We start from the raw sequence: 24,754 nt of genomic DNA, 5'->3' as shown, positions 1-24,754 counted from the left end.
GTGTGTCAGTCACCTGATGCATTAACTGAAACACCGCCTTCGCGAGCAAGCCCGCTCCCGCATTTGGACTCGGTGCATTCAGTTGCGCCTTCCAAGCCTTCCTGAACAACCTTCACAAAACTGCACTATATTGGTGCGATAGCTTGCACGCTTCCCACCTGCCCAGCCCATTTTGGTTCGATTCTTCCCGAACAAGCTGGCAGAACGCCACAGTTTCGCGCCTTAAACCCCTATTTCAGGGCTTTAACGCTTCTTTTCGGAGCCTTGGTTTGGTTTTTGCATTTTCCTTGTATCAGCGTGTGCCTCAAGCCCGCGCCTTGCTCCAAAAGAGGTCCTGATGACCATCAGCGATGCACTGCACCGTTTGTTACTCGACAACCTGACCACCGCGACCATCCTGCTCAATGACGACCTGCGTCTTGAGTACATGAACCCGGCGGCGGAGATGCTCCTGGCCATCAGCGGCCAGCGCAGCCATGGGCAGTTCATCAGCGAATTGTTCACCGAGTCGGCCGAAGCCTTGAGCTCGTTGCGCCAGGCGGTGGAACAGGCACACCCGTTCACCAAGCGTGAAGCAATGCTCACTGCCCTCACTGGCCAGACGCTGACCGTCGACTACGCCGTGACCCCAATCCTGAGCAACGGCGCAACGTTGCTGTTGCTCGAAGTGCACCCCCGCGACCGCTTGCTGCGCATCACCAAAGAAGAAGCGCAGCTGTCCAAGCAGGAAACCAGCAAGATGTTGGTGCGCGGCCTGGCCCATGAAATCAAGAACCCGCTGGGCGGGATTCGCGGCGCGGCGCAACTGCTCGCCCGCGAACTGCCCGACGAGCACCTCAAGGACTACACCAACGTCATCATCGAGGAAGCCGACCGCCTGCGTAACCTGGTGGACCGCATGCTCGGCTCGAACAAGTTGCCCTCCTTGGCCATGACCAACGTGCACGAGGTGCTGGAGCGCGTCTGCCAGTTGGTGGAAGCCGAAAGCCAAGGCTGCATCACGCTGGTGCGCGACTACGACCCGAGCATTCCCGATGTATTGATCGACCGCGAACAAATGATTCAGGCGGTGCTTAATATCGTGCGCAACGCCATGCAGGCCATCAGCAGCCAGAACGAGCTGCGCCTGGGCCGCATCAGCCTGCGCACCCGTGCCCTGCGCCAGTTCACCATCGGCCATGTGCGCCATCGCCTGGTGACCAAAGTCGAGATCATCGACAACGGCCCGGGCATTCCTGCGGACCTGCAGGAAACCATCTTCTTTCCCATGGTCAGCGGCCGCCCGGACGGTACCGGGCTGGGCCTGGCCATTACCCAGAACATCATCAGCCAGCACCAGGGTCTGATCGAATGTGAGAGCCATCCTGGCCACACCACGTTCTCGATCTTTCTGCCTCTGGAACAAGGAGCCCCATCGACATGAGCCGTAGTGAAACCGTCTGGATCGTCGATGACGACCGTTCTATCCGCTGGGTCCTCGAGAAAGCCTTGCAACAGGAAGGCATGACCACCCAGAGCTTTGACAGCGCCGACGGAGTGATGAGCCGCCTGGCTCGTCAGCAGCCGGATGTGATCATCTCCGACATCCGCATGCCCGGCGCCAGTGGCCTGGACTTGCTGGCGCGGATCCGCGAGCAGCACCCGCGCCTGCCAGTGATCATCATGACCGCGCACTCGGACCTGGACAGCGCTGTCGCGTCCTATCAGGGCGGCGCCTTTGAGTACCTGCCCAAGCCATTCGACGTGGACGAGGCGGTGGCGCTGGTCAAGCGCGCCAACCAGCACGCCCAGGAACAACAAAGCCAGGAAGCCCCGCCCGCGCTGACCCGCACCCCGGAAATCATCGGCGAAGCGCCGGCGATGCAGGAAGTGTTTCGCGCCATCGGGCGTTTGAGCCACTCCAACATCACCGTGCTGATCAATGGCGAGTCGGGTACCGGTAAAGAGCTTGTCGCTCATGCGCTGCACCGTCACAGCCCACGGGCGGCCTCGCCGTTTATCGCGCTGAACATGGCGGCGATTCCCAAGGACTTGATGGAGTCCGAGCTGTTCGGCCATGAGAAAGGCGCGTTCACCGGCGCCGCCAACCTGCGGCGTGGCCGCTTTGAACAGGCGGACGGCGGCACACTGTTCCTCGATGAAATCGGCGACATGCCGGCCGACACCCAAACCCGCTTGCTGCGCGTATTGGCCGACGGCGAGTTCTACCGCGTTGGCGGGCACACGCCGGTCAAGGTCGACGTGCGCATCATCGCCGCGACGCACCAGAACCTCGAAACCCTGGTGCACGCGGGCAAGTTCCGCGAAGACTTGTTCCACCGTCTGAACGTGATCCGTATCCACATCCCACGCATGTCGGACCGCCGCGAAGACATCCCGACCCTCGCCCGCCACTTCCTCAGCCGCGCCGCCCAGGAGCTGGCCGTCGAGCCGAAGCTGCTGAAAAGCGAGACCGAGGAATACCTGAAGAACCTGCCGTGGCCGGGCAACGTGCGCCAGCTGGAGAACACCTGCCGCTGGATCACCGTTATGGCATCCGGGCGTGAAGTGCATATCAGCGACCTGCCGCCGGAGCTGTTGAGCCTGCCGCAGGACTCCGCGCCGGTCACCAACTGGGAGCAAGCGCTGCGCCAGTGGGCCGACCAGGCCCTGGCACGTGGGCAATCGAACCTGCTGGACAGCGCCGTACCGGCCTTCGAGCGCATCATGATCGAAACCGCCTTGAAGCATACCGCCGGCCGCCGCCGCGACGCCGCCGTGCTGCTCGGCTGGGGCCGCAACACCTTGACGCGCAAGATCAAGGAGTTGGGGATGAAGGTCGATGGCGGGGATGATGACGAGGGTGATGAGGCTTAACACCTCTTCCTGACCCACTGAAGATCCCCTGTGGGAGCGGGCTTGCTCGCGAAGGCCGTGCGTCAGTCAGCAGATGTATTGACTGACACACCGCCTTCGCGAGCAAGCCCGCTCCCACATTTGGTTCTCCACAAGGTTTGGGATCGTGCACCGCTTCAATGCACCATGAACTAGCATCGCGCACATCCAGCCAGCCTGAAACACCCGCCGAATCAACAAAAAATCAAATCACAAAAACAGCAAAGCCCCGTATTCCGGGGCTTTGCGCATTCTGGCAATTTTTTTTGGCACACATTGCAAACTCTGGCACGCGCCCTGCAATAACCCTGACATAACCCAGTTTCGGGGACCTTGGTACAGGCAGGCCGAGAATCCCCTCTTTACACCCGTGGTGCTTGATGCGAACCGCGTCGTGCCCCACACCCGTTTCGGGAACCTCGGTACAGGCAGGCCGGGGATTCCCTCTTTAATACCGAAGCCTTGTAAGGCTTCACCCCGTTTTGGGAGCCCTGGTACAGGCAGGCCGGGAACTCCCTTCTTTACACCCGGGGCTTATGCGGCACAGCGCCCATAGCCCCAGCCCGTTTTGGGAACCTTGGTACAGGCAGGCCGGGAATTCCCTCTTTTATTGCTCTCGGAGATGGATCTCCAACCGCCAGCGGCCATCGGCCTTCTCGCCTTTCCATTCCCCGTGCAATGGCCGAGCCGCCACCAGGTTCAGCAGCAAGCCGCCATCCGTTTTGCGGATGCGCCAATTCACATCGTTGTCATTGACCTTGAGCTGCCCACTGGCGGCCTTGCCTTGCGCGTCGAACAACAGCGCCACGGTGCCGTCGATATGTTCGCCGTGCAGCTTGGGCTCACTGTTGAACCACACCACCACATTGTCCGCAGCGGTCTCTACCTGCTGCAGCTCAACCGGGTCCGGGGTGGTCAGGCGGCCGATCATCAGGCCGATCATCAAACCGACAATCGCCAATGAGCCCATGACCTTGGGCAATAGCTTCGGTCTTGGGTCGTCTTCAGGGGTAGAATGCAGCGCATCTTTGCCTTCGGAGCCGTGCATGTTTCACGTCATCCTTTTTCAACCAGAAATTCCGCCGAATACCGGCAACGTTATCAGGCTGTGCGCCAACAGTGGCTGCCACCTGCATTTGATCGAGCCGCTGGGCTTCGACATGGACGACAAGCGCCTGCGCCGCGCCGGGCTGGACTACCACGAGTACGCCACCCTCAAGCGCCACGCCGATTTGGCCAGCTGCCTGGAAAGCCTTGGCCACCCACGGCTGTTCGCGTTCACCACCAAGGGCTCGCGGCCGTTTCATGATGCCCGCTTTGCCGAAGGCGACGCCTTCCTGTTCGGCCCGGAAAGCCGTGGCCTGCCGGCCGAGGTGCTCGATGCCCTGCCCGACGGCCATCGCCTGCGCCTGCCAATGCGCGAGGGTTGCCGCAGCTTGAACCTGTCCAACACCGTGGCCGTTGCCGTCTACGAAGGCTGGCGCCAGCTCGGCTTTAAATAACACCGCATAACAAATGTGGGAGCGGGCTTGCTCGCGAAAGCGGAGTGTCAGTCAACGAAGATATCGACTGAAGTACCGCATTCGCGAGCAAGCCCGCTCCCACATTTGATCGGTGTCGTTGCTCAGAACAGCTTATTGAACAGTCGACGAACCTTCTGTTTGCATGCGCTGCAGCTCTTGAGCGTACAGGGCATCGAAGTTCACCGGAGCCAGCATCAGCGCCGGGAACGAGCCACGGGTGACCAGGCTGTCCAGGGTCTCACGGGCATACGGGAACAGAATGTTCGGGCAGAACGCACCCAGGGTGTGGCTCATGGACGCTTCGTCCAGGCCCTGGATCAGGAAGATACCAGCCTGTTGCACTTCAGCGATGAAAGCGACTTCTTCGCCGTTCTTGACGGTGACCGACAGGGTCAGCACGACTTCGTGGAAGTCACCTTCCAGTGCCTTTTGACGGGTGTTCAGGTCCAGCGCAACGCTTGGCGTCCATTCCTGACGGAAGATAGCCGGGCTTTTCGGCGCTTCGAACGACAGGTCACGCACGTAGATCCGCTGCAGCGAGAATTGTGGGCCTTGGGCTTCTGCTGCTTCGGTGTTCTGTTGGTCAGTCATCGCAGATCCTTCTTGATCTTGGGGTCTTTTAGGGTTTTGGCGTCAGACGAGCAGCAGCGCATCGAGTTTACCGGCGCGCTCCAGAGCGAACAGGTCATCGCAACCACCGACATGCTTGTCGCCGATCCAGATCTGCGGCACGGACGTGCGTCCCGCTTTCTTGGTCATCTCGGCGCGCACCTGGGGCTTGCCGTCGACCTTGATCTCTTCGAAGGCAACGCCTTTTTTCTCAAGCAAGGCCTTGGCCCGCATGCAGTAAGGGCAATAATCGCTGGAATAAACGACGACCTGGCTCATATCACTTCACCAGCGGCAGGTTATCGGCCTTCCAGCTGCCAATACCGCCGGACAGTTTGGCGGCGGTGAAACCGGTCTTGAGCATCTCGCGGGCGTGGGTGCCGGCGTGCTGGCCTTGGGCGTCGACCAGGATGATGGTCTTGGCTTTGTATTTTTCCAGCTCGGCCAGGCGTGCGATCAGCTTGTCCTGCGGAATGTTCAGTGCGCCGACAATATGCCCGGCAGCGAAATCCTTGGCCGGGCGAATATCCACGACAACGGCCTCATCCTTGTTGACCAGCGCGGTCAGCTCCGACGTGCTCAGGCTGCGGCCACCGCGGCTCATTTCATGAGCGATCAGCAGCGCCAGCAGGATGACGAAGGCACCCGCGAGCAGGTAGTGGGCAGTGGCAAATGCAATCAGGTGATCAACCATCAAGGAGGTTCCAGGGCGTTAAAATGGCGGTAAGTATACACAGCCGTCAGGGGCGGCCAACCCCCGTAAAGCGGTGACGTGGTCGGAACTTCGCTTTAAACTGCCACTCACTTTTAGAATGCCTTCCTTTATTACCGCCGCGAGAGGATCTATGACTACCACGCCTAAACCTTTGGTCCTGATAATTCTCGATGGCTTCGGACACAGTGAAAGCCACCACGACAACGCCGTGTACTCGGCCAACAAGCCGGTACTCGACCGCCTGACTGCCACCGTACCCAACGGCCTGATCTCCGGTTCCGGTATGGACGTGGGTCTGCCGGACGGCCAGATGGGCAACTCGGAAGTCGGCCACATGAACCTCGGCGCCGGACGAGTGGTATACCAAGACTTCACACGCGTGACCAAATCGATCCGCGACGGCGAGTTCTTCGAGAACCCGACGATCTGCGCGGCGGTGGATAAAGCAGTCGCCGCCGGCAAGGCCGTGCACTTCATGGGCCTGCTGTCCGACGGCGGCGTTCACAGCCACCAGGACCACCTGGTCGCGATGGCCGAACTGGCCTTCAAGCGCGGCGCTGACAAGATCTACCTGCACGCCTTCCTCGATGGCCGCGACACCCCGCCTAAAAGCGCGCAATCGTCCATCGAACTGCTCGACGCCACCTTCGCTGCGCTCGGCAAAGGCCGTATCGCCAGCCTGGTCGGCCGTTACTTCGCCATGGACCGCGACAACCGTTGGGACCGCGTCTCCCAGGCTTACAACCTGATCGTCGACGGCCAGGCCGAATTCAACGCCGCCACCGCCCAGGAAGGTCTGGAAGCCGCCTATGCGCGTGGCGAGAGCGATGAGTTCGTCAAAGCCACCACCGTCGGCGAGCCGGTCAAAGTTGAAGACGGCGATGCCGTGGTGTTCATGAACTTCCGCGCCGACCGTGCCCGCGAACTGAGCCACGTGTTTGTCGATGCCGGCTTCAAAGACTTCGAGCGCGCCCGCCAGCCGAAGGTCGAGTTCGTCATGCTCACCCAATACGCCGCCAACATCCCGGCCCCGGCAGCTTTTGCCCCGGGTAGCCTGGAAAACGTGCTGGGCGATTACCTGGCGAAAAACGGCAAGACCCAGCTGCGCATCGCCGAAACCGAGAAATACGCCCACGTGACGTTCTTCTTCTCCGGCGGCCGTGAAGAACCGTTCCCAGGTGAAGAGCGCATCCTGATTCCATCGCCAAAAGTCGCCACCTACGACCTGCAGCCGGAAATGAGCGCGCCGGAAGTCACCGACAAGATCGTCGATGCCATCGAACACCAGCGTTACGACGTGATCGTGGTCAACTACGCCAACGGCGACATGGTCGGCCACAGTGGCAACCTGCAAGCGGCTGTGAAGGCAGTCGAATGCCTGGACCTGTGCGTCGGCCGTATCGTCGATGCCCTGGAAAAAGTCGGCGGCGAAGCGCTGATCACCGCCGACCACGGCAACTGCGAGCAGATGTCCGACGAATCCACCGGCCAGGCCCACACCGCTCACACCACCGAGCCGGTGCCGTTCATCTATGTCGGCAAGCGCGACCTGAAAGTGCGTGAAGGCGGCGTGCTGGCGGACGTGGCGCCGACCATGCTGAAGCTGATGGGGCTGGAGAAGCCGAAAGAGATGACCGGCACCTCAATCCTGGTCTGACACACCGCAAAACCTTGTGGGAGGGGCTTGCTCCCGAAAGCGGTGGATCAGTCGACCTCTATTTGACTGACTCACCGCCTTCGGGAGCAAGCCCCCTCCCACATTCGATCGCCAGCGTTTGGCAGATGTCTTTTTGCCATATGCCCGCCACTCGGCACCTATCTTGCCTTCCAGCCCGAATTGGGCGTTTTTTTTGCGGCGCTTGGCGGGCATACTAGGCCGTCCCTTTCCCTGGTGTCGCCCGCCTCTATGCTTCGCGCCTTGATTACCCTCGCTTTAGTCTGCCTGCTCCAACCGGCGTTTGCCGATGAGCGCGCACAAACCCAACAACAGTTGGACGCTACGCGTCAGGACATTACCGAGCTGAAAAAACTGCTCGGCAAGCTCCAGGAAGAGAAGTCCGGGGTGCAGAAAGACCTGCGCGGCACGGAAACCGAGATGGGCAAGCTGGAGAAGCAGGTCCAGGAGCTCCAAAAAGAATTAAAGAAGAGCGAGTCGGAACTGGAGCGACTCGACGCTGAGAAAAAAAAACTCCAGACCGCACGCGTTGAACAGCAACGCCTGATCGCGATCCAGGCCCGCGCCGCCTACCAGAGCGGCCGCCAGGAATACCTCAAGCTGCTGCTCAACCAGCAGAACCCGGAAAAATTTGCGCGCACCCTCACCTACTACGATTACCTGAGCAAGGCGCGCCTGGCGCAATTGAAGGGGTTTAACGAAACCTTGCGGCAACTGGCCAATGTCGAACAGGAAATAGCCGACCAGCAGTCGCAATTGCTCGACCAGAAGACCGCCCTCGACACGCAGCGCGACCAGTTGGACAAAGTCCGCAAGGAACGCCAGCAGGCCCTGGCCAAGCTCAATGACGACGTAAAAGCCCGCGACGCCAAGCTGCAAGCCCGCGAGCAAGACCAGGCCGACCTGGGCAAAGTCCTCAAAACCATCGAGGAAACCCTGGCCCGTCAGGCACGTGAGGCCGAGGAAGCGCGGCAAAAAGCGCTGATCGCCCAGCAGGAAGCGGAAAAAAAGCGCCAGCGTGAGGCCGAGCTGGCCGCCACCACCGACGCGCCAGCGCCGCGTAAACCGGCGCACGCAGCGCCTGGCCCAGTGGTTTCCAGCAGCGGCGAGTCTTTTGGCGGACCTTTTGCTTCAGCCCGTGGAAAACTTCCATGGCCTGTTGATGGTCGACTACTGGCACGCTTCGGTGAAACCCGTGGCGATGACACCCGCGCCAAGTGGGATGGGGTGATGATCAGTGCTGCCGCCGGCAGCCAGGTCCATGCCGTCCACGGCGGGCGCGTGGTGTTTGCCGATTGGCTGCGAGGCGCTGGTTTGTTGGTGATTCTTGACCACGGTAATGGCTATTTGAGCCTTTACGGCCACAATCAGACTTTACTCAAGTCGGCAGGTGATGTTGTAAAAGCCGGTGAATCCATCTCCACTGTCGGGAACAGTGGCGGCCAGGACACTCCGGCGCTGTACTTCGCTATTCGTCAGCAGGGCCGCCCAAGCGACCCTGCACAATGGTGCCGTTCCCAAGGATAGGGCCGCACCTACATTAGGAGTTCGTTCGACATGCTGCATTTGTCCCGCCTCACTTCGCTGGCCCTGACGATCGCCCTGGTGATCGGCGCGCCGCTGGCTTTTGCCGACCAGGCTGCACCGGCTGCACAAGCTGCCACGGCCGCGACCACCAAGGCGCCGCTGCCGCTGGACGAGCTGCGCACCTTTGCCGAGGTCATGGACCGGATCAAGGCAGCCTATGTCGAACCTGTAGACGACAAGACCCTCCTGGAAAATGCCATCAAGGGCATGCTCAGCAACCTCGACCCGCACTCCGCCTACCTGGGCCCGGAAGATTTCGCCGAGCTGCAGGAAAGCACCAGCGGTGAGTTCGGTGGCCTGGGCATCGAAGTCGGCTCCGAAGACGGCCAGATCAAAGTGGTCTCGCCGATCGATGACACCCCGGCGTCCAAGGCCGGCATCCAGGCCGGCGACTTGATCGTGAAGATCAACGGCCAGCCGACCCGTGGCCAGAGCATGACCGAAGCCGTCGACAAGATGCGCGGCAAGCTCGGCCAGAAAATCACCCTGACCCTGGTGCGCGATGGCGGCAACCCGTTTGACGTGACCCTGGCCCGCGCGACCATCACGGTCAAAAGCGTGAAGAGCCAGCTGCTGGAGTCGGGCTACGGCTACATCCGTATCACCCAGTTCCAGGTCAAGACCGGCGACGAAGTGGCCAAGGCCCTGGCCAAGCTGCGTAAAGACAACGGCAAGAAGCTCAACGGCATCGTGCTCGACCTGCGTAACAACCCGGGCGGCGTGTTGCAGTCTGCGGTGGAAGTGGTCGACCACTTCATCACCAAAGGCCTGATCGTCTACACCAAGGGCCGTATCGCCAACTCCGAACTGCGCTTCTCGGCCACCGGCAATGACCTCAGCGAAAACGTGCCGTTGGCCGTGCTGATCAACGGCGGCAGCGCCTCGGCGTCGGAAATCGTCGCCGGCGCCCTGCAAGACCAGAAGCGCGGCGTACTGATGGGCACCACCAGTTTCGGCAAAGGCTCGGTACAAACCGTGTTGCCGCTGAACAACGATCGCGCATTGAAGATCACCACGGCGCTGTACTACACGCCGAACGGTCGCTCGATCCAGGCCCAGGGCATTGTGCCGGACATCGAAGTACGCAAAGCCAAGATCACCAACGAGATCGACAGCGAGTACTACAAAGAGGCGGACCTGCAAGGTCACCTGGGCAATGGCAACGGCGGCGCCGACCAGCCGACCGGCAGCAGTGCCAAAGCCAAGCCCATGCCACAGGACGATGATTACCAACTGGCCCAGGCACTGAGCCTGCTGAAAGGCCTGAGCATTACGCGCAGCCGTTGATATGCGTTTTGCCCTGATCATCGCTGTGCTGTGCAGCCTGGCCGGAATCGCCCATGCGACTCCGGCCGACGCGCCTCGCAAAGCCTACCTGACCCTCATCATCGACGACCTGGGGCAAAACCTGCCGCGGGATCGGCGCGTGCTGGCCCTGCCCGGGCCGGTGACCACCGCGATCATGCCCGACACGCCCCACGCCGCCGAATTCGCTCGTGAGGCGCACAAGGCCGGCAAGATCGTGATCCTGCACATGCCCATGGACCCGGCCACCGGCCCGTTCGCGTGGCACCCCGACCTGCCCCTCGAAGAACTTGGCAAGCGCCTGGACGCCGCCTTCAAGGCCGTGCCTTACACCGCCGGCATCAACAACCACATGGGCAGCCGCATGACCGCCCAACCGGCTGCCATGGCCTGGTTGATGGCCGAGCTGCAACGGCGCAACAAGTTCTTTGTCGACAGCCGCACCAGCGCGCAAACCGTCGCGGCCGCCGAAGCACAGAAGATCGACCTGGCCCATGTCTCGCGGGATGTTTTCCTCGATGACGAACGCACGGAAGCGGCGATTACCACGCAGCTGCAAACCGCGATCAAGCTGGCGCACAAACAGGGTTCAGCAGTGATGATCGGCCATCCTTATCCACAGACCCTGGCCGTCCTTGAACGCGAGCTGCCCAAGCTCAAGGCCCAGGGCGTCGACTGGATTGATATCAAGTTGATGATCAGCGTGCGCAGCAACCAAGCCATGGCGGCACACGGCAAAAACGGTACGTACCTTCCGGCGCGTAGATAGTTACCGCTCGGCACCGACTGCACTGCTCGATAGTTGATGCTCCCATCAACTGGAGAGCCCTCCATGAAGCCTCTGCAATTCAATGACCTGCTCATCAGCTTTACCAGCGAGTTTCTGCCGCTGTGGAACGACAAGGGGTCGGGCGCGCACAAAGCCGTCGGCCTCTGGCGGCCGAGCACCGCCTCCGATGCCCTGAGGCCGTTTTTTACCTTGGGTGATATCGCGGTCAACCACTATCGCAATATCAACTACAGCAACGTTGTCGCCGTGGTCAGCGACGTGAATACCGTCGATGGCACGGCCCTGCGCGCGCCTGTCGATTATCAATTGGTGTGGCAGGATGAAGGCAGCGGAGCGCTGAGCAATGCGTCCATCTGGCGCCCGCTGCCGCCCGAGGGCTATGTGGCGATGGGGCTGGTGTACGGCGTCGACTACGACAAACCCTCACGCCATGCCGTGCGGTGCGTGCGACAAGACCTGGTGATGGCCGCTCAAGCGGGCGAATTGATCTGGGACGATAAAGGCAGCGGCGCCGCCAACGACTTGAGCCTCTGGTCGGTGACACCTCCCGATGCACCTGCAGGCGAAATATACCTCGCCCCCGGCACCTTCATCGGCCTTGGCGACTATGCCAAGCCAAACCTTGAGGCCTATTCACTGCGCCTGACATTGACAGCGCAGCTGCACGACCTGCCGCCACCGCCCGCGCTCAGCGGGTACGAAAACCCGGGCACTGATGAAGCCGTCCACACGCCTCAGGCGTGCGAACTGCCATGGTTCTGTATCAAAGACCCGGAGTTGGCCGTGATTGAACAGTTTCAGTCATCGCCCACCTACCGCCTGGAGCGCACGGACCGCCACCTGTGCGTCGGTTTTGGGCACAACACTGAGGCTACCAGTCAGCCATTCATGTGGACGGCCGCAAAAGGTGACGTAGGAGCGACCGCCAAGGCACTGGCGGCCAACACCAGCCTCGGGCTGGGTAAAGAGTGGCCGGTGGGCGAACACGTCTTCGAATTGAGTTTTTCGGCGCACCTGGATCGCAACTTCACACACACGCAGCGCTCAGCGAAAGGCTGGAACCAGCCTTCGTCGCTGGAAATCATCACGTATGTTCCGCCGAAAAAAGCCGTTGCGGCGTACCTTGTACAAAGCGAATACCGCCTGCTGCGACAGGACGGCAGCCAGGTTTCAAGCACCGCCAGTTATACCAACGGTGACAACGTCTACATGAGCGATTATCCAAACGCCGAGGTGCTGCCTGATGAGCAGCCTCCACCGGTAGAGGCGCCTCAAGCAGAGCCCGAACTAGAGGTAACGGGCCATGATCTGATCAACACCCCCCTCACCCCGTAACTGGTCGAGTGCTGCCTGAAGCTTGGCCACCACCTCATCCGGCACGTCTTTATTCAGCGCCAGGTACAACTGGGCACTGTTGAAGCGCAGCACGGTTTTCAGCTGGGTCACCCCCACCTGGCGGGCCAGATAACGGCCCGCCGGATCACCGGTGGCCCACAGGTCGATCTGACCATCCACCAGTTTTTGCGCGTTGTCCTGGTCACGCAGCGCAACGATCGGGTTAAGGCCCTGTTTTTCCAGGGTCTGCGCAATGGCGTCACCCTTGTAGGCGCCGATCTTGTAACGATGAGCTTGCTCAAGGCCTGTCAGCTCAATCTTGCTGTCGGCCTTGGCCAGCATCACCCAATCATCCGGGCCGATGGGGCCGACCCATTTGAACAGGGCTTCGCGGTCCGGTAGGCGGGCCATGACGAAGACGCCGTAGCCAGGTTTTTCCAGGGCGAGTTTGTAGATTCGCTCCCAAGGAAAGCGCAGGGTGAGGTTGTAGGAAATGCCGGCGCGCTTGAAGGTCTCACGCACCACGTCCACCGCAATGCCTTCGATGTTCTCGTCTTTGGCGAAGTTCTTGCCGTTTTTCGCCATGTTGTAAGGCGGGAAGTTTTCCGTCAGCAACACCAGGGAGGCATCGGACGGCTCCTCGGCGTGAGCCGAACCCGTCAACAGAATGGAGGTACTGGCGAGAGCAAGCAGCAGGGTCTTGAACATGAAGGCTACCGGATTCCATGGCAAGCGCAGAGAGTGCCGCGCGCCTGCCATGGTGTCCAGCAGCGTTTAACGAACGACGATACCGCGCGCCGCCATGTAGGCCTTGGCCTCGGGAACGGTGTATTCGCCAAAGTGGAAAATACTCGCCGCCAGCACCGCGCTGGCGTGACCTTCGATCACGCCGTCGGCCAGGTGCTGCAGGTTGCCGACGCCGCCGGAGGCGATCACCGGAATGCCCAGCGCATCACTGATGGCACGGGTCACACCGAGGTCGAAACCGTTTTTCATGCCGTCCTGGTCCATGCTGGTCAGCAGGATTTCACCGGCGCCCAGGCCTTCCATCTTCATCGCCCATTCCACCGCATCCAGGCCGGTTGGCTTGCGACCGCCGTGGGTGAAGATCTCCCAGCGCGGGGTTTCGCCCGGGCCGGAGACTTTCTTGGCGTCGATGGCGACCACAATGCACTGCGAGCCGAAGTGCTGCGCGGCTTCGCCGACGAACTCCGGGTTGAACACCGCAGCGGTGTTGATCGAGACCTTGTCCGCACCGGCATTGAGCAGGTTGCGGATGTCTTGCACGGTGCGCACGCCACCGCCCACGGTGAGTGGGATAAACACCTGGCTGGCCATGCGCTCCACGGTGTGCAACGTGGTGTCGCGGCCGTCGACGCTGGCGGTGATGTCGAGAAAGGTAATCTCGTCGGCACCTTGCTCATCGTAGCGACGGGCGATTTCCACCGGGTCGCCGGCATCGCGGATGTTCTCGAACTTGACGCCCTTGACCACGCGACCGTTGTCGACGTCCAGGCAAGGGATGATGCGTTTGGCCAGCGCCATGGTCAGTCCTCAGCCGTTGTAGGCGTCGCAGTAAGCCTGGGCTTCGGCGACGTCCAGGGTACCTTCGTAGATCGCGCGACCCGTGATGGCGCCGATAATGCCGGGCGCCTTGGCGTCCAGCAGCGACTTGATGTCGCCCAGGTTGTGAATGCCACCGGAAGCGATTACCGGAATCCTGGTGGCCGCCGCCAACGCAGCGGTGAAGGGTACGTTGCAGCCCTGCATCATGCCGTCTTTGGCGATGTCGGTATAAACGATGGCGGACACGCCGTCGGCTTCGAACTGCTTGGCCAGGTCGATGACCTGCACGGTGCTGATTTCAGCCCAGCCGTCGGTGGCGACAAAACCGTCTTTGGCATCCAGGCCGACAATCACTCTACCCGGAAAGGCGCGGCAGGCTTCTGCAACGAACGCCGGGTCTTTTACCGCCTTGGTGCCGATGATCACGTAGCTCACGCCGGCTTTGACGTAGTGCTCGATGGTTTCCAGGGAGCGGATGCCGCCGCCGATCTGGATTGGCAGGTGCGGGTAGCGCTTGGCGATGGCGGTAACCACCTCGCCATTCACCGGCTGGCCTTCGAAGGCGCCGTTCAAGTCCACCAGATGCAGACGACGGCAGCCCCCTTCCACCCATTTGGCAGCCATGCTCACCGGGTCATCGGAGAACACGGTGGAATCTTCCATGCGGCCTTGGCGCAGGCGGACACAAGCGCCGTCCTTGAGATCGATAGCGGGGATAATCAGCATCTGGCAAACCTTATTCGATATTCAGCAATGCTTGGGAAATCAGGGTTTCTCAAGCGACCACAGGTCGCTTTCGATGCTTTCGAACCTTTCTTTAAGGAGCGTCTGCGTGTCGAAAATCGCCCTGTTGTAATAGTGCGGCGCCACTTCGGTGGTGAACAGCTCAAGCATCTCGGCGACCTCGAACGAGCCCAGCTTGAGCTCGAAACGGTCCTCCATGAAGCGCTTGATCTTGAAGGTAGCCTCACGCTCCTGCTCGGGCGTGAGGTTCAAGACCGGCACCTTGGGCTGCTTGGCCATTTACCAGCGGCCATCCCACGCGGCGAAGTTCTGCAGCAACTGCAGGCCATGGGTATGGCTCTTCTCCGGGTGGAACTGCACGGCAAAGCGCGAACCGTCGGCCAGCGCCGCGGCGAAATCGACGCCGTAATGCCCGCCACCCACCACCTGGCGCGGGTTACCGGCGGCGATGTAGTAACTGTGCACAAAGTAAAAGCGCGCCATGTCCGGGATTTCGTGCCACAGCGGGTGATCCACAGTGCGGCGCACTTCGTTCCAGCCCATGTGCGGGACTTTCAAATGCTCGCCGTCTTCATGCAGGTCCTTGCCGAAGAACTTCACCTGGCCGGGAAACAGCCCGATGCAGTCGACGCCGCCGTTCTCTTCACTGCTGTCGAGCAAGGCTTGCATGCCCACGCAGATGCCGAGGAACGGGCGGTCCTGGCTGACTTCGCGCACCAGGCTGTCAAAGCCCAGGCGGCGGATCTCGGCCATGCAATCGCGAATCGCGCCGACGCCCGGGAACACTACCCGGTCGGCTTCGCGAATCACCTTGGCATCGCTGGTGATCAGTACCTTGCCAGCCCCAACGTGCTCGAGGGCCTTGGCCACCGAGTGCAGGTTACCCATGCCGTAGTCGATAACCGCGACCGTCTGCATTACAGAACGCCCTTGGTCGATGGCATTTGCCCGGCCATGCGCTCATCGAGCTCGACAGCCATGCGCAGGGCGCGGCCGAAAGCCTTGAACACGGTTTCGATCTGGTGGTGGGTGTTGGTGCCGCGCAGGTTGTCGATGTGCAGGCTGACCAGGGCGTGGTTGACGAAGCCCTGGAAAAATTCCTGGAACAGGTCGACGTCGAAGCCGCCCACGGTGGCGCGGGTGTAGGGCACGTGCATCTGCAGGCCTGGGCGGCCGGAGAAGTCGATGACCACACGCGACAGCGCTTCGTCCAGCGGGACATAGGCGTGGCCGTAGCGACGGATGCCTTTTTTGTCGCCGATGGCCTTGGCAAACGCCTGGCCGAGGGTGATGCCCACGTCTTCCACCGTGTGGTGGTCGTCGATATGCAGGTCGCCCTTGCTGACGATATCCAGGTCGATCAGCCCGTGACGGGCGATCTGGTCCAGCATGTGCTCAAGAAAAGGTACCCCGATATCAAATCGGGCCTTTCCGGTGCCATCCAGGTTAATCGAGGCTTTGATCTGGGTTTCCAGAGTGTCGCGCTCGACGGACGCCTTACGTTCGGCCATCACCAGCTCCGCAAAATCATTGGGCGAAAAAGGCAGCCATTATAGGGGCGCGGGCGCCAAACAGAAACATCGAAGGGCATAAGACTGATGGAGTGTCGAGGATAGACATGTGCATACAAGTGGCCGCCCCAGGATGGTGCACCCAGCGCATTTACCCGATGCCTCCGGCGGCTTCGCGCTAATATGGGCGCAATGTTTAAAACCGAATGAATATTCAACCATGACGATACCGACAGTCTTGCAGCGCAGCGGCGTCCTCCTCCTGTGGGCGGTGACCTACTACGTGACCGGCGTGGTGTCGCTGGCCTTTGAAGATCCCGTCTCGCAGATGGCGATTATCTGGTTCCCGGCGGGTATTTCCGTGTCGGCGTTCCTCAGCTCGCGACGCGCTGAGTGGCCGATGTTGTTTGCGGTGTTTCTGGTCGCACGGCTACTGCTGGATAAACACGGCTGGCAACACCTGCCGGCCGCCGCGACGCTTTCCGCGATGGCACTGTCAGGCTCTGTTGCGATTGCCTGGTTCGTTCGGCGCTTCGCTCGGCGTGGCGACGAACTGCATGCCATTTTGCTCTGGTTGCTGGCGACCTTGGCCGTTTGCTGCGCCCTGGCACTGCTCAGGAAAGGCTGGCAGATGCTGGCCGGCGAAGTTTCACCCAACACATTCTTGACCAACTGGATGTCGGGCATGAACGGCGTGTTCTTTTCCACCGTGGTGGTGATGAATCTACTCAACAGCAACCTGCGCGACTTTCCTGCTCGCCTGCGCACGAGGCTGGCCGGCGGGGTATGGTTGCTGCTGCTGGGATTGAACACCTGGTACGTTTTCGGGGCGACACCGCTCTGGCTCATCGACAGGCTGGGCTCCGACGCCGGCGCAGCGGCGTATTTCATCCTGGCCTGCCTGCCCATCGCCCTCACCCTCGCCGTTTGCATCACGTGGCGCAGCCCTGGCGGCTCGATCGCGCTACTGGTGCTGGGCAGTATCGTGGTCAATTTCACCGACCAGAAGACCGGGCCGTTTTATGTGCACGGTCTGTTGGAAGGCGAGCCGTTGCTGCTTGCACAAAGTTACCTGTCCATCACGGCATTGCTGGTGTTGGTAATCCGCCTGATGAGGCAATCCGCCCAACCTTATGACCTGCAGACCGGGCGCTTGGCGGGCAGCGGTGTGATGTACCAACTGCACCCGGGAACCGGGGAAATTCTCTGGGACGACAACCTTGAAACGCTGCTGGATGTGGGCGCCGCGCCCCTGCACACCGTGCAGCAGGTCCTGGAACGCGTACACCCAGACGACCGCGACAGCCTCAAACGCCACTGGTCACCGGAAACACATACCCGCGCTGCGTCGTTGGCCTTTCGCATCGACAAGGGCAATGGTGAATGGCTGACCCTTTATGACCAAAGCCCCGGCGCCCTGCGTGATGCCCATGGCCAAGTGATTGTCGGCAACTGGCAAAGCGGCCGCTATGCCTGAACGTTCGCCTGTGACAGCCTGCTTTTCCCTGTAGGGGTACCTAATGATTCAGATTGCTTTACTGCTGTTCGGCGTTGAATTCGTGCGTTCCAAATTCTGGATTCTCGGCCTGGCCGGCATTCTGTGGGGCTCGCTGGGCCTGGGCGTGATGTACGACGGCCTGGATGGCGCACTGTACTTTCCGATGCGCGCATTCGGATTGATGCTGCTGCTGGAAAGCATTGTCACCCTCAGCGTGGCCGCCAGCGGCGTGGGTTCTCAGCGGGCAGTCCTGTATTTCAAGGGCGGGATTTTCTTCTTCGTCGCCGTGCTGATTCTTGCGAACAATATCTATAGCCACCTGCTGCTGGCGATCATCTTTGGCCTGACTTACTTCGTGATCGGCTTGCTGACCATCAGCTCGGCCTGGGTGGTCAGGTTCCCGCACTGGCGATCGTCGTTGATCAGCGGCGTCGCTCAGTTGGCGTTCGCGGGGTTGCTGGTCAGCCCTTATCCCATCGCCCTCAGTGCAACGGTGTCGTTTTTCCTCGGTGCATTGATGATCGTCAGCGGCTTCAACACGGTGCGCATTGCGCATCGCGTGAGGCGATTGCGCGACGGCACGTCAACGTTCGAACTGCTTGAGCCACGGGATCTGCTGTCGGACTTCAAGAAGCTGCCACCGCAAAAACCGCTGGAGCCGCGCCAGGAACACGCGCCTGACTTGCAGGACCCGCTGATCGTGCACATCTGGACGCCGGAAGGCACCGCCGGCGCAACGACGATCCCTCGCCCGATCATCAATCGCTACATTGCGGCGGTGGATGAACAAGGCGTGATTTCCACCGGGCACGCAGCGCTTGAGCTGTCGCCCTCGGTGTACCTGAGCCTGTACCCGGTCGCGGACATCGATCGCTCCCCGGCGGAGTTCTTCCGCATCCTCAAGGCCACGCGCAATAACGACGTGCCCGGCACATTCCAGCCGGACTACGCCACTGAAGTGGCCAACTGGTGCGACTCGGATCGCAAGATCATTTTTCACCAGTACAGCCGCAAAGCGCTGATTGAGTTCTCGAATAACTATCGCCAACAGGCCACCTACAACCTGACCTACCGCAACTGTTCCAGCAGCGTGGCCTTTGCGTTGGAAGCATCGATGGATGGCGTGTTGTCGGAGCGGTCCCGGCGCTGGCGCTCGGTCCTGCAGACCTTGCTCATGCCTGAGTTGTGGATTGCCGCGCAAGTGCGCAAGCGCGCCATGACCATGGCATGGACACCCGGCCTGGTCATGGACTATGCACGTGCCTTGCGGGTGATTGTTCACCCGGTGCCGCGCCCCTGGTTTCAACGCATTCCATGGAGAGGCTCTTCAGCCCGGTCGTTGCCTGACAAGAAGCAGGACTAAAGTGCCCGACGCCCGCTCACCTTGCATGAGCGGGCACCGGGAAACCGGGTATCAGTGGAACAGTACGGCCGTCTTCTGCAGGGTCACCCACACACCCCACGCCAACGGAATACCCACCACCAGCCACGCCGCGACAGCCATTGGCACGCTGCCAGACGAAGCCTTCCACTCCAGCGAAGTGCTGGCGTCAGCGCCTTTGTCATGGCCCAGCGCCTGTTCGGCGGCCAGCTCTGCGTCCGTCATGAAGTACTTGTCGGCCACCGGGCGCACCAGCAGGTTGCAGATGAAGCCCAGCACCAACAGTCCCGCGAGGATGTACAAGGTGATGTCGTAGGCCGCCGCGCGTTCAACGCCGATGCTCAACTGATACTCACGCAGGTAGTTCACCAGCACCGGGCCCAACACGCCCGCCGCAGCCCAGGCGGTCAGCAGGCGACCGTGGATCGCACCGACCATTTGGGTGCCGAACAGGTCGGCCAGGTAAGCCGGGACGGTCGCAAAACCACCGCCGTACATCGACAGGATGATGCAGAACGCCGCCACGAACAGCGCTACGTTGCCCAGGTGACCGAGGTTCGGAATCAGCGCGTACAGGGCAAAACCCAGGGCGAAGAACACGAAGTAGGTATTTTTACGGCCCAGGTAGTCGGAGAACGACGCCCAGAAGAACCGGCCACCGATGTTGAACAGGCTCAACAAACCGGTAAAACCCGCTGCGATGGCGGCGATCGACGCCAATTGCCCTGCATCCAGCTGACCGAACGTCAGCCCATTGCCCAGCAACTTGCCACCGAACACTTCCTGAAGCAGTGGCGAAGCCATGCCGAGAATACCGATACCCGCGGACACGTTCAGGCACAGTACCAGCCATACCAAACGGAATTGCGGGGTTTTCCACGCCACACTTACGTGAACGTGACGATGGGTAATCATCGCATTGCTGGCTTTTTTCGCCGGGGCAGTCCAGCCCTCAGGCTTCCAGCCGGTTGGCGGCACGCGGTACGACAAGGCACCACCGATCATGAACACAAAGTAGATCACGGCCATGACCACGAAGCTCTGCCACACACCCACGCTGGTCGGCGAGGCGAAGTGGCCCATCAGCGCTGCGGCCAAAGGTGCCCCCACCATCGCGCCGCCGCCGAAGCCCATGATCGCCATGCCGGTGGCCATGCCGCGCTTGTCCGGGAACCACTTGATCAGGGTCGACACGGGCGAGATATAACCCAGGCCCAGACCGATACCGCCAATCACGCCGGAGCCGATCCACATCAGCCAGATCTGGTGGGTGTAGACACCCAATGCCGAGATCAACAGGCCGCCACACCAGCACAGCGCCGAAACAACGCCGGCCTTGCGTGGCCCGGCATGTTCAAGCCAACCGCCCCAAATGGCTGCCGAGCAACCCAGGAAGATGAAGAACAGGGTGTAGATCCAGCCCAGCATGGAGATGGGCCAGTCGCATTGGGAGGAGAAGACTTGCGCGATGAAACTCATGTCCGGCGCACAGGCGACCGGTGCGGTGATACCCAGCGCCTTGGACAGCGGCAACCAAAATACCGAGAACCCGTAGGCCATGCCGATACACAGGTGGATGGCCAGGGCGGCCGGTGGAACCAGCCAGCGGTTGAAACCCGGCTTGGCGATAATGCGCTCCTTGGACAGGAACGCAGGCTGTGCGGCATGACTGCTCGCCGCAGTGCTAGTGCTCATTGGTGTTTCCCCCAGTTATTAGTGTGTGTCCGTCAGGCGCTCTCTCCCTCGGCCTTGCACGCAAAGCGTGGCCGTTGTTTTGAGTAAAGCTTCCTTATAAACGCGACGTTGTGTCGCAGACGACAGACGAACTCGCGAAGATTAGCACCAGTGAGTGACAGAAAAACCAAACTGACATCACCTTTTTCACGCAATCTGGTCTGTTCGGCGACAAAATCCGATTTTGCCGACGCCAGATACAATGTAACGATGCGTGAACTGACGTAAGCCTTCGGGCGTTATACTCTGCGGCTAAATTTTGAAATCGACATACAAGGACTCGCCCATGAAAGCGTTCGGCAAAATCCTGGGTCTGGTACTTCTCGGGCTGTTGCTGATCATTGTGGCCCTGGGCTTTGCCCTGACCCACCTCTTCGATCCCAACGATTACAAAGACGAGATTCGCCAGATTGCCCGCGACAAGGCCCACATCGAGCTGACGCTCAATGGCGATATCGGCTGGAGCCTGTTCCCCTGGCTAGGCCTGGAATTGCACGAAGCCAGCGTGGCGACCCTGACCACCCCCACCCAACCGTTCGCCGACCTGCAAATGCTCGGCCTGTCGGTGCGCGTGCTGCCGCTGCTGCGCCGCGAAGTGCAGATGAGCGATGTGCGGGTCGAAGGCCTGAACCTGCGCCTCAACCGCGACAAGCAGGGCCATGGCAACTGGGAAGACATCGGCAAGAACGTGCCGGTCGCCAGCGCCGATGCGCCAGCGCCCGCCCCCGTGCAAACACCGGCCGAACCGGAACCGGAAAAGCCGCCGAAGCCGATCCGCCTGGACATCGACAGCCTGACCATCAACAACGCCCGCGTTGAATACAACGATGAGCAGACCGGCAAGCAATACAGCGCCGAAAGCATCCAGTTGAGCGCCGGCGCCGTGCACGAAGGCGCGAGCATTCCGCTCAAGCTCACCGCCTTCCTGGGCAGCAACCAGCCGCTGTTGCGCGTCAAGACCGAGCTCAACGGTAACCTGCGCATCCAGAACGCCCTCAAGCGCTACCAGTTCGAAGACATGAAGCTCAGCGGCGAAGTCACCGGCGAGCCGCTGCAAGGCAAGACCGTCACCTTCTCCACCCAGGGCCAATTGCTGGTGGACCTGGCGGCCAACATCGCCGAATGGACCAACTTGAAACTCTCCGCCAACCAGCTGCGCGCGCTGGGCGAACTGAAGGTCAACAACCTGGACAAAACCCCGCAACTCAGCGGTGCCTTGTCCATTGCCCAGTTTGACCTGGCCAAGTTCCTCGACAGCGTCGGCCATCCGCTGCCGGCCATGGCCGAAGGCAGCCTGAGCAAGGTTGAACTGGTCAGCCGTCTCAAGGGTTCGCCCACCAGCGTGGCCCTGGAAGACCTGAACCTGAAACTCGATGGCAGCACCTTCACCGGTCGCATCGCGGTCGATGACTTTGCCAAGCAATCCCTGCGCGTTCAGCTCAAGGGCGACACGTTCAACGCCGACAACTACTTGCCGGCCAAGTCCGAAGCCGCCAAAGGCGCGAGCGCCGCACGCCAGGCCGAAGTGCAGAACAGCGAAGCCGGCGCCATGGCCGCCGGTGGCACCACACCGTTGCCGGAGGCCCCAACCAAAGGCGCGTGGAGCACCGACAAGCTGCTGCCGTTGACCCGCCTGCGCACGCTGGACGTGAACGCCGACCTGGCCTTCGGCCAACTGACCCTGAGCAAACTGCCGATCCAGAATGCGGGGCTCAAAGCCTCCGGCATCGATGGCCAGCTCAAGCTCGACAGCCTGAGCGGCGGCCTCTACAACGGCAGCTTCCAGGCCAACGGCACACTCGATGTGCGCCAGGACATCCCGGTGTTGGCGCTGCAAACCCACATCAAGCAAGTACCGGTTGAGCGCATCCTGCAGGCTCAGGGGCAAAATCCGCCGGTGAAAGGCCAAATCACCCTTGATAGCAACCTCACCGGCCGTGGCAATAGCCAGAAGGCGCTGATCGACAGCCTCAATGGCACCGCCAGTTTTGTGATCAATAACGGCGCGCTGCTCAACGCCAACATTGAACAGCAACTGTGCACCGGCATCGCCCTGCTCAACCGCAAGACCTTGAGCAACACGCCACAAGGCAAGGACACGCCGTTCCAGGAACTGCGCGGCAACCTGACCTTCCGTAACGGCGTGGCCAGTAACCCTGACCTCAAAGTGCGCATCCCCGGCCTGACCGTCAACGGCAACGGTGACGTCGACCTGCGCGTGCTGGGCATGGATTACCGCGTCGGCATCATCGTCGAAGGCGACCAGCGCGACGTGCCGGACCCGGCCTGCCAGGTCGGCAGCAACTTCCAGGGCATCGAAGTGCCGCTGCGCTGCCGTGGCCCGCTGGAGCTGGGCGCCAATGCGTGCCGCCTGGACAAGGACGGCTTGACGCAAGTCGCCATCAAGGCGGCCGGCAATAAGCTCAGCGATAAACTTGAAGAGAAGCTCGACAAGGTCAACCCACAGTTGAAAGACGCTCTGAAGGGCCTGTTCAAACGATGAGAAACGAGCAGTTTTCACAGGCGGTGCTGGATTGGTACGACCGCCACGGTCGCCATGACCTGCCCTGGCAACAGGGCATCACGCCTTACCGGGTGTGGGTCTCGGAGATCATGCTGCAACAGACTCAGGTCAGCACTGTGCTCAACTATTTCGACCGTTTCATGGCCTCGCTGCCGACGGTCGAAGCGCTGGCTGCCGCGCCGGAAGACGAAGTGCTGCACCTGTGGACCGGCCTGGGTTACTACACCCGCGCACGCAACCTGCAGAAGACCGCGAGGATTATCGTCGCCGAGTACGCGGGTGAGTTCCCAAGGGATGTCGAGAAGCTCACCGAATTGCCCGGCATCGGCCTGTCCACTGCCGGCGCCATCGCCAGCCTGAGCATGGGCCTGCGTGCGCCGATCCTCGACGGCAACGTCAAGCGCGTGCTGGCGCGCTTTACCGCGCAGGAGGGCTACCCAGGCGAGCCCAAGGTCGCCAAGCAGCTCTGGGCGACCGCTGAGCGCTTCACGCCACACGATCGCGTCAATGCCTACACCCAGGCGATGATGGACATGGGCGCCACGCTCTGCACCCGCAGCAAGCCCAGCTGCCTGTTGTGCCCACTGGAAAAAAGCTGCGAAGCCCATATGCTCGGCCTGGAGACGCGCTACCCGATCCCCAAGCCGCGCAAAACCATCCCGCAGAAGCGCACGCTGATGCCGATGCTGGCCAATGCCGACGGTGCGATTCTGCTTTATCGCCGCCCGTCCACGGGCCTCTGGGGCGGTTTGTGGAGCTTGCCGGAACTGGATGACCTCGACGACCTGGAACACCTGGCCAACCAGCACTCACTGGCGCTGGGCGACCCGCAGGCACTGCCGGGGCTGATCCACACGTTCAGCCACTTCCAGCTGGCGATTGAGCCCTGGCTGGTGCAGGTCGAGGAATCCGCCCATCACGTGGCCGAGGCCGACTGGCTCTGGTATAACCTCGCCACCCCGCCGCGCCTGGGCCTTGCCGCCCCGGTTAAAAAACTGTTGAAGCGCGCGGCTGAAGTATTGAACGCAGGAGTTCCGTCATGACCCGCACCATCATGTGCCGCAAGTACAAAGAAGAATTGCCAGGCCTCGAACGCCCGCCGTACCCGGGTGCCAAAGGTCAGGACATTTTCGACCATGTCTCCGCCAAAGCCTGGGGCGACTGGCTGAAACACCAGACCCTGCTGATCAACGAAAAACGCCTGAACATGATGAACGGTGAAGATCGCAAATACCTGGCTGGCGAAATGGATAAGTTCTTTTCCGGCGAGGATTACGCCAAGGCCGACGGTTACGTGCCGCCTGCTCAATAATTGATCAAAACCCGGGGTCGGCACGTAAGCGACGGTAATAATTAAATATTTTTTGAAAACTTGCTTGACGC

The 24,754-nt window shown here is 61.1% G+C and carries 24 protein-coding genes; 13 read left to right on the top strand and 11 right to left on the bottom strand.

Features of this window, described 5'->3' with window-relative positions:
* Positions 1 to 337: 337 nt before the first annotated feature.
* Both glnL and ntrC read left to right on the top strand, forming a co-directional pair.
* Complete coding sequence (gene glnL / locus A7D21_RS00270; protein ID WP_053253901.1) at positions 338 to 1,423, top strand: nitrogen regulation protein NR(II); 1,086 nt, start codon at positions 338 to 340, stop codon at positions 1,421 to 1,423.
* Positions 1,420 to 2,856: a nitrogen regulation protein NR(I) gene (gene ntrC / locus A7D21_RS00265; protein ID WP_017138632.1), complete on the top strand. Its 1,437-nt coding sequence runs from the start codon at positions 1,420 to 1,422 to the stop codon at positions 2,854 to 2,856. Before glnL ends, ntrC begins: the two co-directional genes overlap by 4 nt.
* A 625-nt stretch (positions 2,857 to 3,481) precedes the next feature.
* Here ntrC and A7D21_RS00260 read toward each other — a convergent pair.
* A complete protein-coding gene (locus tag A7D21_RS00260) occupies positions 3,482 to 3,922 on the bottom strand; it encodes a hypothetical protein (RefSeq protein WP_053253896.1) in 441 nt (146 codons plus the stop codon).
* On the opposite strand from A7D21_RS00260, the gene A7D21_RS00255 reads away from it, so the two are divergent.
* On the top strand, positions 3,921 to 4,376 hold the full coding sequence (locus A7D21_RS00255) for a tRNA (cytidine(34)-2'-O)-methyltransferase (RefSeq protein ID WP_053253895.1): 456 nt from the start codon (positions 3,921 to 3,923) through the stop codon (positions 4,374 to 4,376). The two genes, A7D21_RS00260 and A7D21_RS00255, sit on opposite strands and share 2 nt — an antisense overlap.
* A gap of 132 nt (positions 4,377 to 4,508) precedes the next feature.
* Here the strand turns inward: A7D21_RS00255 and secB are convergent, their stop codons facing one another.
* Genes secB through A7D21_RS00240 form a run of 3 tightly spaced genes read right to left on the bottom strand, consistent with a single transcriptional unit; the run spans position 4,509 to position 5,700 of the window.
* Entirely contained in the window at positions 4,509 to 4,988 is a 480-nt protein-coding gene (gene secB / locus A7D21_RS00250; RefSeq protein WP_053253894.1) for a protein-export chaperone SecB, read from the bottom strand.
* A gap of 42 nt (positions 4,989 to 5,030) precedes the next feature.
* Positions 5,031 to 5,285: a glutaredoxin 3 gene (grxC, locus tag A7D21_RS00245; RefSeq protein ID WP_053253893.1), complete on the bottom strand. Its 255-nt coding sequence runs from the start codon at positions 5,283 to 5,285 to the stop codon at positions 5,031 to 5,033.
* Position 5,286: 1 nt separating this feature from the next.
* Positions 5,287 to 5,700: a rhodanese-like domain-containing protein gene (locus tag A7D21_RS00240; RefSeq protein ID WP_053253892.1), complete on the bottom strand. Its 414-nt coding sequence runs from the start codon at positions 5,698 to 5,700 to the stop codon at positions 5,287 to 5,289.
* 151 nt (positions 5,701 to 5,851) lie between these two features.
* Between A7D21_RS00240 and gpmI the strand changes: the two genes are divergently transcribed.
* The 5 genes from gpmI to A7D21_RS00215 all read left to right on the top strand — a co-directional run bounded on the left by gpmI (position 5,852) and on the right by A7D21_RS00215 (position 12,413).
* Positions 5,852 to 7,378: a 2,3-bisphosphoglycerate-independent phosphoglycerate mutase gene (gene gpmI, locus A7D21_RS00235; protein ID WP_053253891.1), complete on the top strand. Its 1,527-nt coding sequence runs from the start codon at positions 5,852 to 5,854 to the stop codon at positions 7,376 to 7,378.
* A gap of 249 nt (positions 7,379 to 7,627) precedes the next feature.
* Positions 7,628 to 8,923, top strand: a complete 1,296-nt coding sequence (locus A7D21_RS00230; protein ID WP_053253890.1) for a murein hydrolase activator EnvC — start codon at positions 7,628 to 7,630, stop codon at positions 8,921 to 8,923.
* A 30-nt stretch (positions 8,924 to 8,953) separates the two neighbouring features.
* Complete coding sequence (locus A7D21_RS00225) at positions 8,954 to 10,270, top strand: S41 family peptidase (protein WP_053253889.1); 1,317 nt, start codon at positions 8,954 to 8,956, stop codon at positions 10,268 to 10,270.
* A gap of 1 nt (position 10,271) precedes the next feature.
* Complete coding sequence (locus A7D21_RS00220) at positions 10,272 to 11,057, top strand: divergent polysaccharide deacetylase family protein (protein ID WP_069550827.1); 786 nt, start codon at positions 10,272 to 10,274, stop codon at positions 11,055 to 11,057.
* A gap of 63 nt (positions 11,058 to 11,120) precedes the next feature.
* Complete coding sequence (locus tag A7D21_RS00215; RefSeq protein ID WP_069550826.1) at positions 11,121 to 12,413, top strand: Vps62-related protein; 1,293 nt, start codon at positions 11,121 to 11,123, stop codon at positions 12,411 to 12,413.
* On the opposite strand, the gene A7D21_RS00210 is transcribed toward A7D21_RS00215, so the two are convergent.
* From A7D21_RS00210 to hisB, 6 genes are all read right to left on the bottom strand, one after another.
* The gene (locus tag A7D21_RS00210) at positions 12,366 to 13,121 is read right to left on the bottom strand and encodes an ABC transporter substrate-binding protein (protein WP_053253886.1); all 756 of its coding nucleotides are present in this window, start codon (positions 13,119 to 13,121) and stop codon (positions 12,366 to 12,368) included. The genes A7D21_RS00215 and A7D21_RS00210 overlap by 48 nt on opposite strands.
* A 66-nt stretch (positions 13,122 to 13,187) precedes the next feature.
* Positions 13,188 to 13,958, bottom strand: a complete 771-nt coding sequence (gene hisF, locus A7D21_RS00205; protein ID WP_003171107.1) for an imidazole glycerol phosphate synthase subunit HisF — start codon at positions 13,956 to 13,958, stop codon at positions 13,188 to 13,190.
* Positions 13,959 to 13,967: 9 nt separating this feature from the next.
* Positions 13,968 to 14,705, bottom strand: coding sequence for a 1-(5-phosphoribosyl)-5-[(5-phosphoribosylamino)methylideneamino]imidazole-4-carboxamide isomerase (gene hisA / locus A7D21_RS00200; RefSeq protein WP_069550825.1), 738 nt, complete (start codon positions 14,703 to 14,705; stop codon positions 13,968 to 13,970).
* Positions 14,706 to 14,744: 39 nt separating this feature from the next.
* Entirely contained in the window at positions 14,745 to 15,002 is a 258-nt protein-coding gene (locus A7D21_RS00195) for a DUF2164 domain-containing protein (protein ID WP_053253883.1), read from the bottom strand.
* A complete protein-coding gene (gene hisH, locus A7D21_RS00190; RefSeq protein WP_053253882.1) occupies positions 15,003 to 15,641 on the bottom strand; it encodes an imidazole glycerol phosphate synthase subunit HisH in 639 nt (212 codons plus the stop codon).
* Complete coding sequence (gene hisB / locus A7D21_RS00185; RefSeq protein WP_017849940.1) at positions 15,641 to 16,234, bottom strand: imidazoleglycerol-phosphate dehydratase HisB; 594 nt, start codon at positions 16,232 to 16,234, stop codon at positions 15,641 to 15,643. Before hisB ends, hisH begins: the two co-directional genes overlap by 1 nt.
* 220 nt (positions 16,235 to 16,454) lie before the next feature.
* On the opposite strand from hisB, the gene A7D21_RS00180 reads away from it, so the two are divergent.
* Positions 16,455 to 17,711, top strand: a complete 1,257-nt coding sequence (locus A7D21_RS00180) for an MASE1 domain-containing protein (RefSeq protein ID WP_053253881.1) — start codon at positions 16,455 to 16,457, stop codon at positions 17,709 to 17,711.
* A 43-nt stretch (positions 17,712 to 17,754) separates the two neighbouring features.
* Positions 17,755 to 19,095 carry an HdeD family acid-resistance protein gene (locus tag A7D21_RS00175; RefSeq protein ID WP_053253880.1) on the top strand — a complete coding sequence of 447 codons (1,341 nt, stop codon included), beginning with the start codon at positions 17,755 to 17,757 and terminating at the stop codon, positions 19,093 to 19,095.
* Between the two features lie 51 nt (positions 19,096 to 19,146).
* Here the strand turns inward: A7D21_RS00175 and A7D21_RS00170 are convergent, their stop codons facing one another.
* Positions 19,147 to 20,808 (bottom strand): OFA family MFS transporter, encoded by a 1,662-nt coding sequence (locus A7D21_RS00170; RefSeq protein ID WP_053253879.1) that lies wholly within the window; start codon positions 20,806 to 20,808, stop codon positions 19,147 to 19,149.
* Positions 20,809 to 21,133: 325 nt separating this feature from the next.
* On the opposite strand from A7D21_RS00170, the gene A7D21_RS00165 reads away from it, so the two are divergent.
* From A7D21_RS00165 to A7D21_RS00155, 3 genes are read left to right on the top strand one after another with little or no spacing between them, the layout of a single operon-like run.
* A complete protein-coding gene (locus A7D21_RS00165) occupies positions 21,134 to 23,350 on the top strand; it encodes an AsmA family protein (RefSeq protein WP_069550824.1) in 2,217 nt (738 codons plus the stop codon).
* On the top strand, positions 23,347 to 24,414 hold the full coding sequence (mutY, locus tag A7D21_RS00160; RefSeq protein WP_069550823.1) for an A/G-specific adenine glycosylase: 1,068 nt from the start codon (positions 23,347 to 23,349) through the stop codon (positions 24,412 to 24,414). The genes A7D21_RS00165 and mutY overlap by 4 nt, the downstream gene beginning before the upstream one ends.
* Positions 24,411 to 24,683 carry an oxidative damage protection protein gene (locus A7D21_RS00155; protein ID WP_053253876.1) on the top strand — a complete coding sequence of 91 codons (273 nt, stop codon included), beginning with the start codon at positions 24,411 to 24,413 and terminating at the stop codon, positions 24,681 to 24,683. Before mutY ends, A7D21_RS00155 begins: the two co-directional genes overlap by 4 nt.
* Positions 24,684 to 24,754 lie beyond the last annotated feature (71 nt).

The organism is Pseudomonas sp. AP19 (assembly GCF_001728855.1).
GTDB classification, from domain to species: Bacteria; Pseudomonadota; Gammaproteobacteria; order Pseudomonadales; family Pseudomonadaceae; genus Aquipseudomonas; species Aquipseudomonas fluorescens.
Note: the sequence above shows the minus strand (reverse complement) of the source record. Positions and strands in the feature narration are given on the sequence as shown.

Coding starts and splice junctions, on each gene's coding strand:
- hisF (WP_003171107.1), bottom strand. CDS start 13,958: ATGGCGCTGGCCAAACGCATCATCCCTTGCCTGGACGTCGACAACGGT.
- A7D21_RS00225 (WP_053253889.1), top strand. CDS start 8,954: ATGCTGCATTTGTCCCGCCTCACTTCGCTGGCCCTGACGATCGCCCTG.
- mutY (WP_069550823.1), top strand. CDS start 23,347: ATGAGAAACGAGCAGTTTTCACAGGCGGTGCTGGATTGGTACGACCGC.
- hisH (WP_053253882.1), bottom strand. CDS start 15,641: ATGCAGACGGTCGCGGTTATCGACTACGGCATGGGTAACCTGCACTCG.
- glnL (WP_053253901.1), top strand. CDS start 338: ATGACCATCAGCGATGCACTGCACCGTTTGTTACTCGACAACCTGACC.
- A7D21_RS00170 (WP_053253879.1), bottom strand. CDS start 20,808: ATGAGCACTAGCACTGCGGCGAGCAGTCATGCCGCACAGCCTGCGTTC.
- hisA (WP_069550825.1), bottom strand. CDS start 14,705: ATGCTGATTATCCCCGCTATCGATCTCAAGGACGGCGCTTGTGTCCGC.
- A7D21_RS00210 (WP_053253886.1), bottom strand. CDS start 13,121: ATGTTCAAGACCCTGCTGCTTGCTCTCGCCAGTACCTCCATTCTGTTG.
- ntrC (WP_017138632.1), top strand. CDS start 1,420: ATGAGCCGTAGTGAAACCGTCTGGATCGTCGATGACGACCGTTCTATC.
- A7D21_RS00155 (WP_053253876.1), top strand. CDS start 24,411: ATGACCCGCACCATCATGTGCCGCAAGTACAAAGAAGAATTGCCAGGC.
- A7D21_RS00175 (WP_053253880.1), top strand. CDS start 17,755: ATGATTCAGATTGCTTTACTGCTGTTCGGCGTTGAATTCGTGCGTTCC.
- A7D21_RS00195 (WP_053253883.1), bottom strand. CDS start 15,002: ATGGCCAAGCAGCCCAAGGTGCCGGTCTTGAACCTCACGCCCGAGCAG.
- hisB (WP_017849940.1), bottom strand. CDS start 16,234: ATGGCCGAACGTAAGGCGTCCGTCGAGCGCGACACTCTGGAAACCCAG.
- grxC (WP_053253893.1), bottom strand. CDS start 5,285: ATGAGCCAGGTCGTCGTTTATTCCAGCGATTATTGCCCTTACTGCATG.
- A7D21_RS00165 (WP_069550824.1), top strand. CDS start 21,134: ATGAAAGCGTTCGGCAAAATCCTGGGTCTGGTACTTCTCGGGCTGTTG.
- A7D21_RS00230 (WP_053253890.1), top strand. CDS start 7,628: ATGCTTCGCGCCTTGATTACCCTCGCTTTAGTCTGCCTGCTCCAACCG.
- gpmI (WP_053253891.1), top strand. CDS start 5,852: ATGACTACCACGCCTAAACCTTTGGTCCTGATAATTCTCGATGGCTTC.
- A7D21_RS00220 (WP_069550827.1), top strand. CDS start 10,272: ATGCGTTTTGCCCTGATCATCGCTGTGCTGTGCAGCCTGGCCGGAATC.
- A7D21_RS00180 (WP_053253881.1), top strand. CDS start 16,455: ATGACGATACCGACAGTCTTGCAGCGCAGCGGCGTCCTCCTCCTGTGG.
- A7D21_RS00255 (WP_053253895.1), top strand. CDS start 3,921: ATGTTTCACGTCATCCTTTTTCAACCAGAAATTCCGCCGAATACCGGC.
- A7D21_RS00260 (WP_053253896.1), bottom strand. CDS start 3,922: ATGCACGGCTCCGAAGGCAAAGATGCGCTGCATTCTACCCCTGAAGAC.
- A7D21_RS00215 (WP_069550826.1), top strand. CDS start 11,121: ATGAAGCCTCTGCAATTCAATGACCTGCTCATCAGCTTTACCAGCGAG.
- A7D21_RS00240 (WP_053253892.1), bottom strand. CDS start 5,700: ATGGTTGATCACCTGATTGCATTTGCCACTGCCCACTACCTGCTCGCG.
- secB (WP_053253894.1), bottom strand. CDS start 4,988: ATGACTGACCAACAGAACACCGAAGCAGCAGAAGCCCAAGGCCCACAA.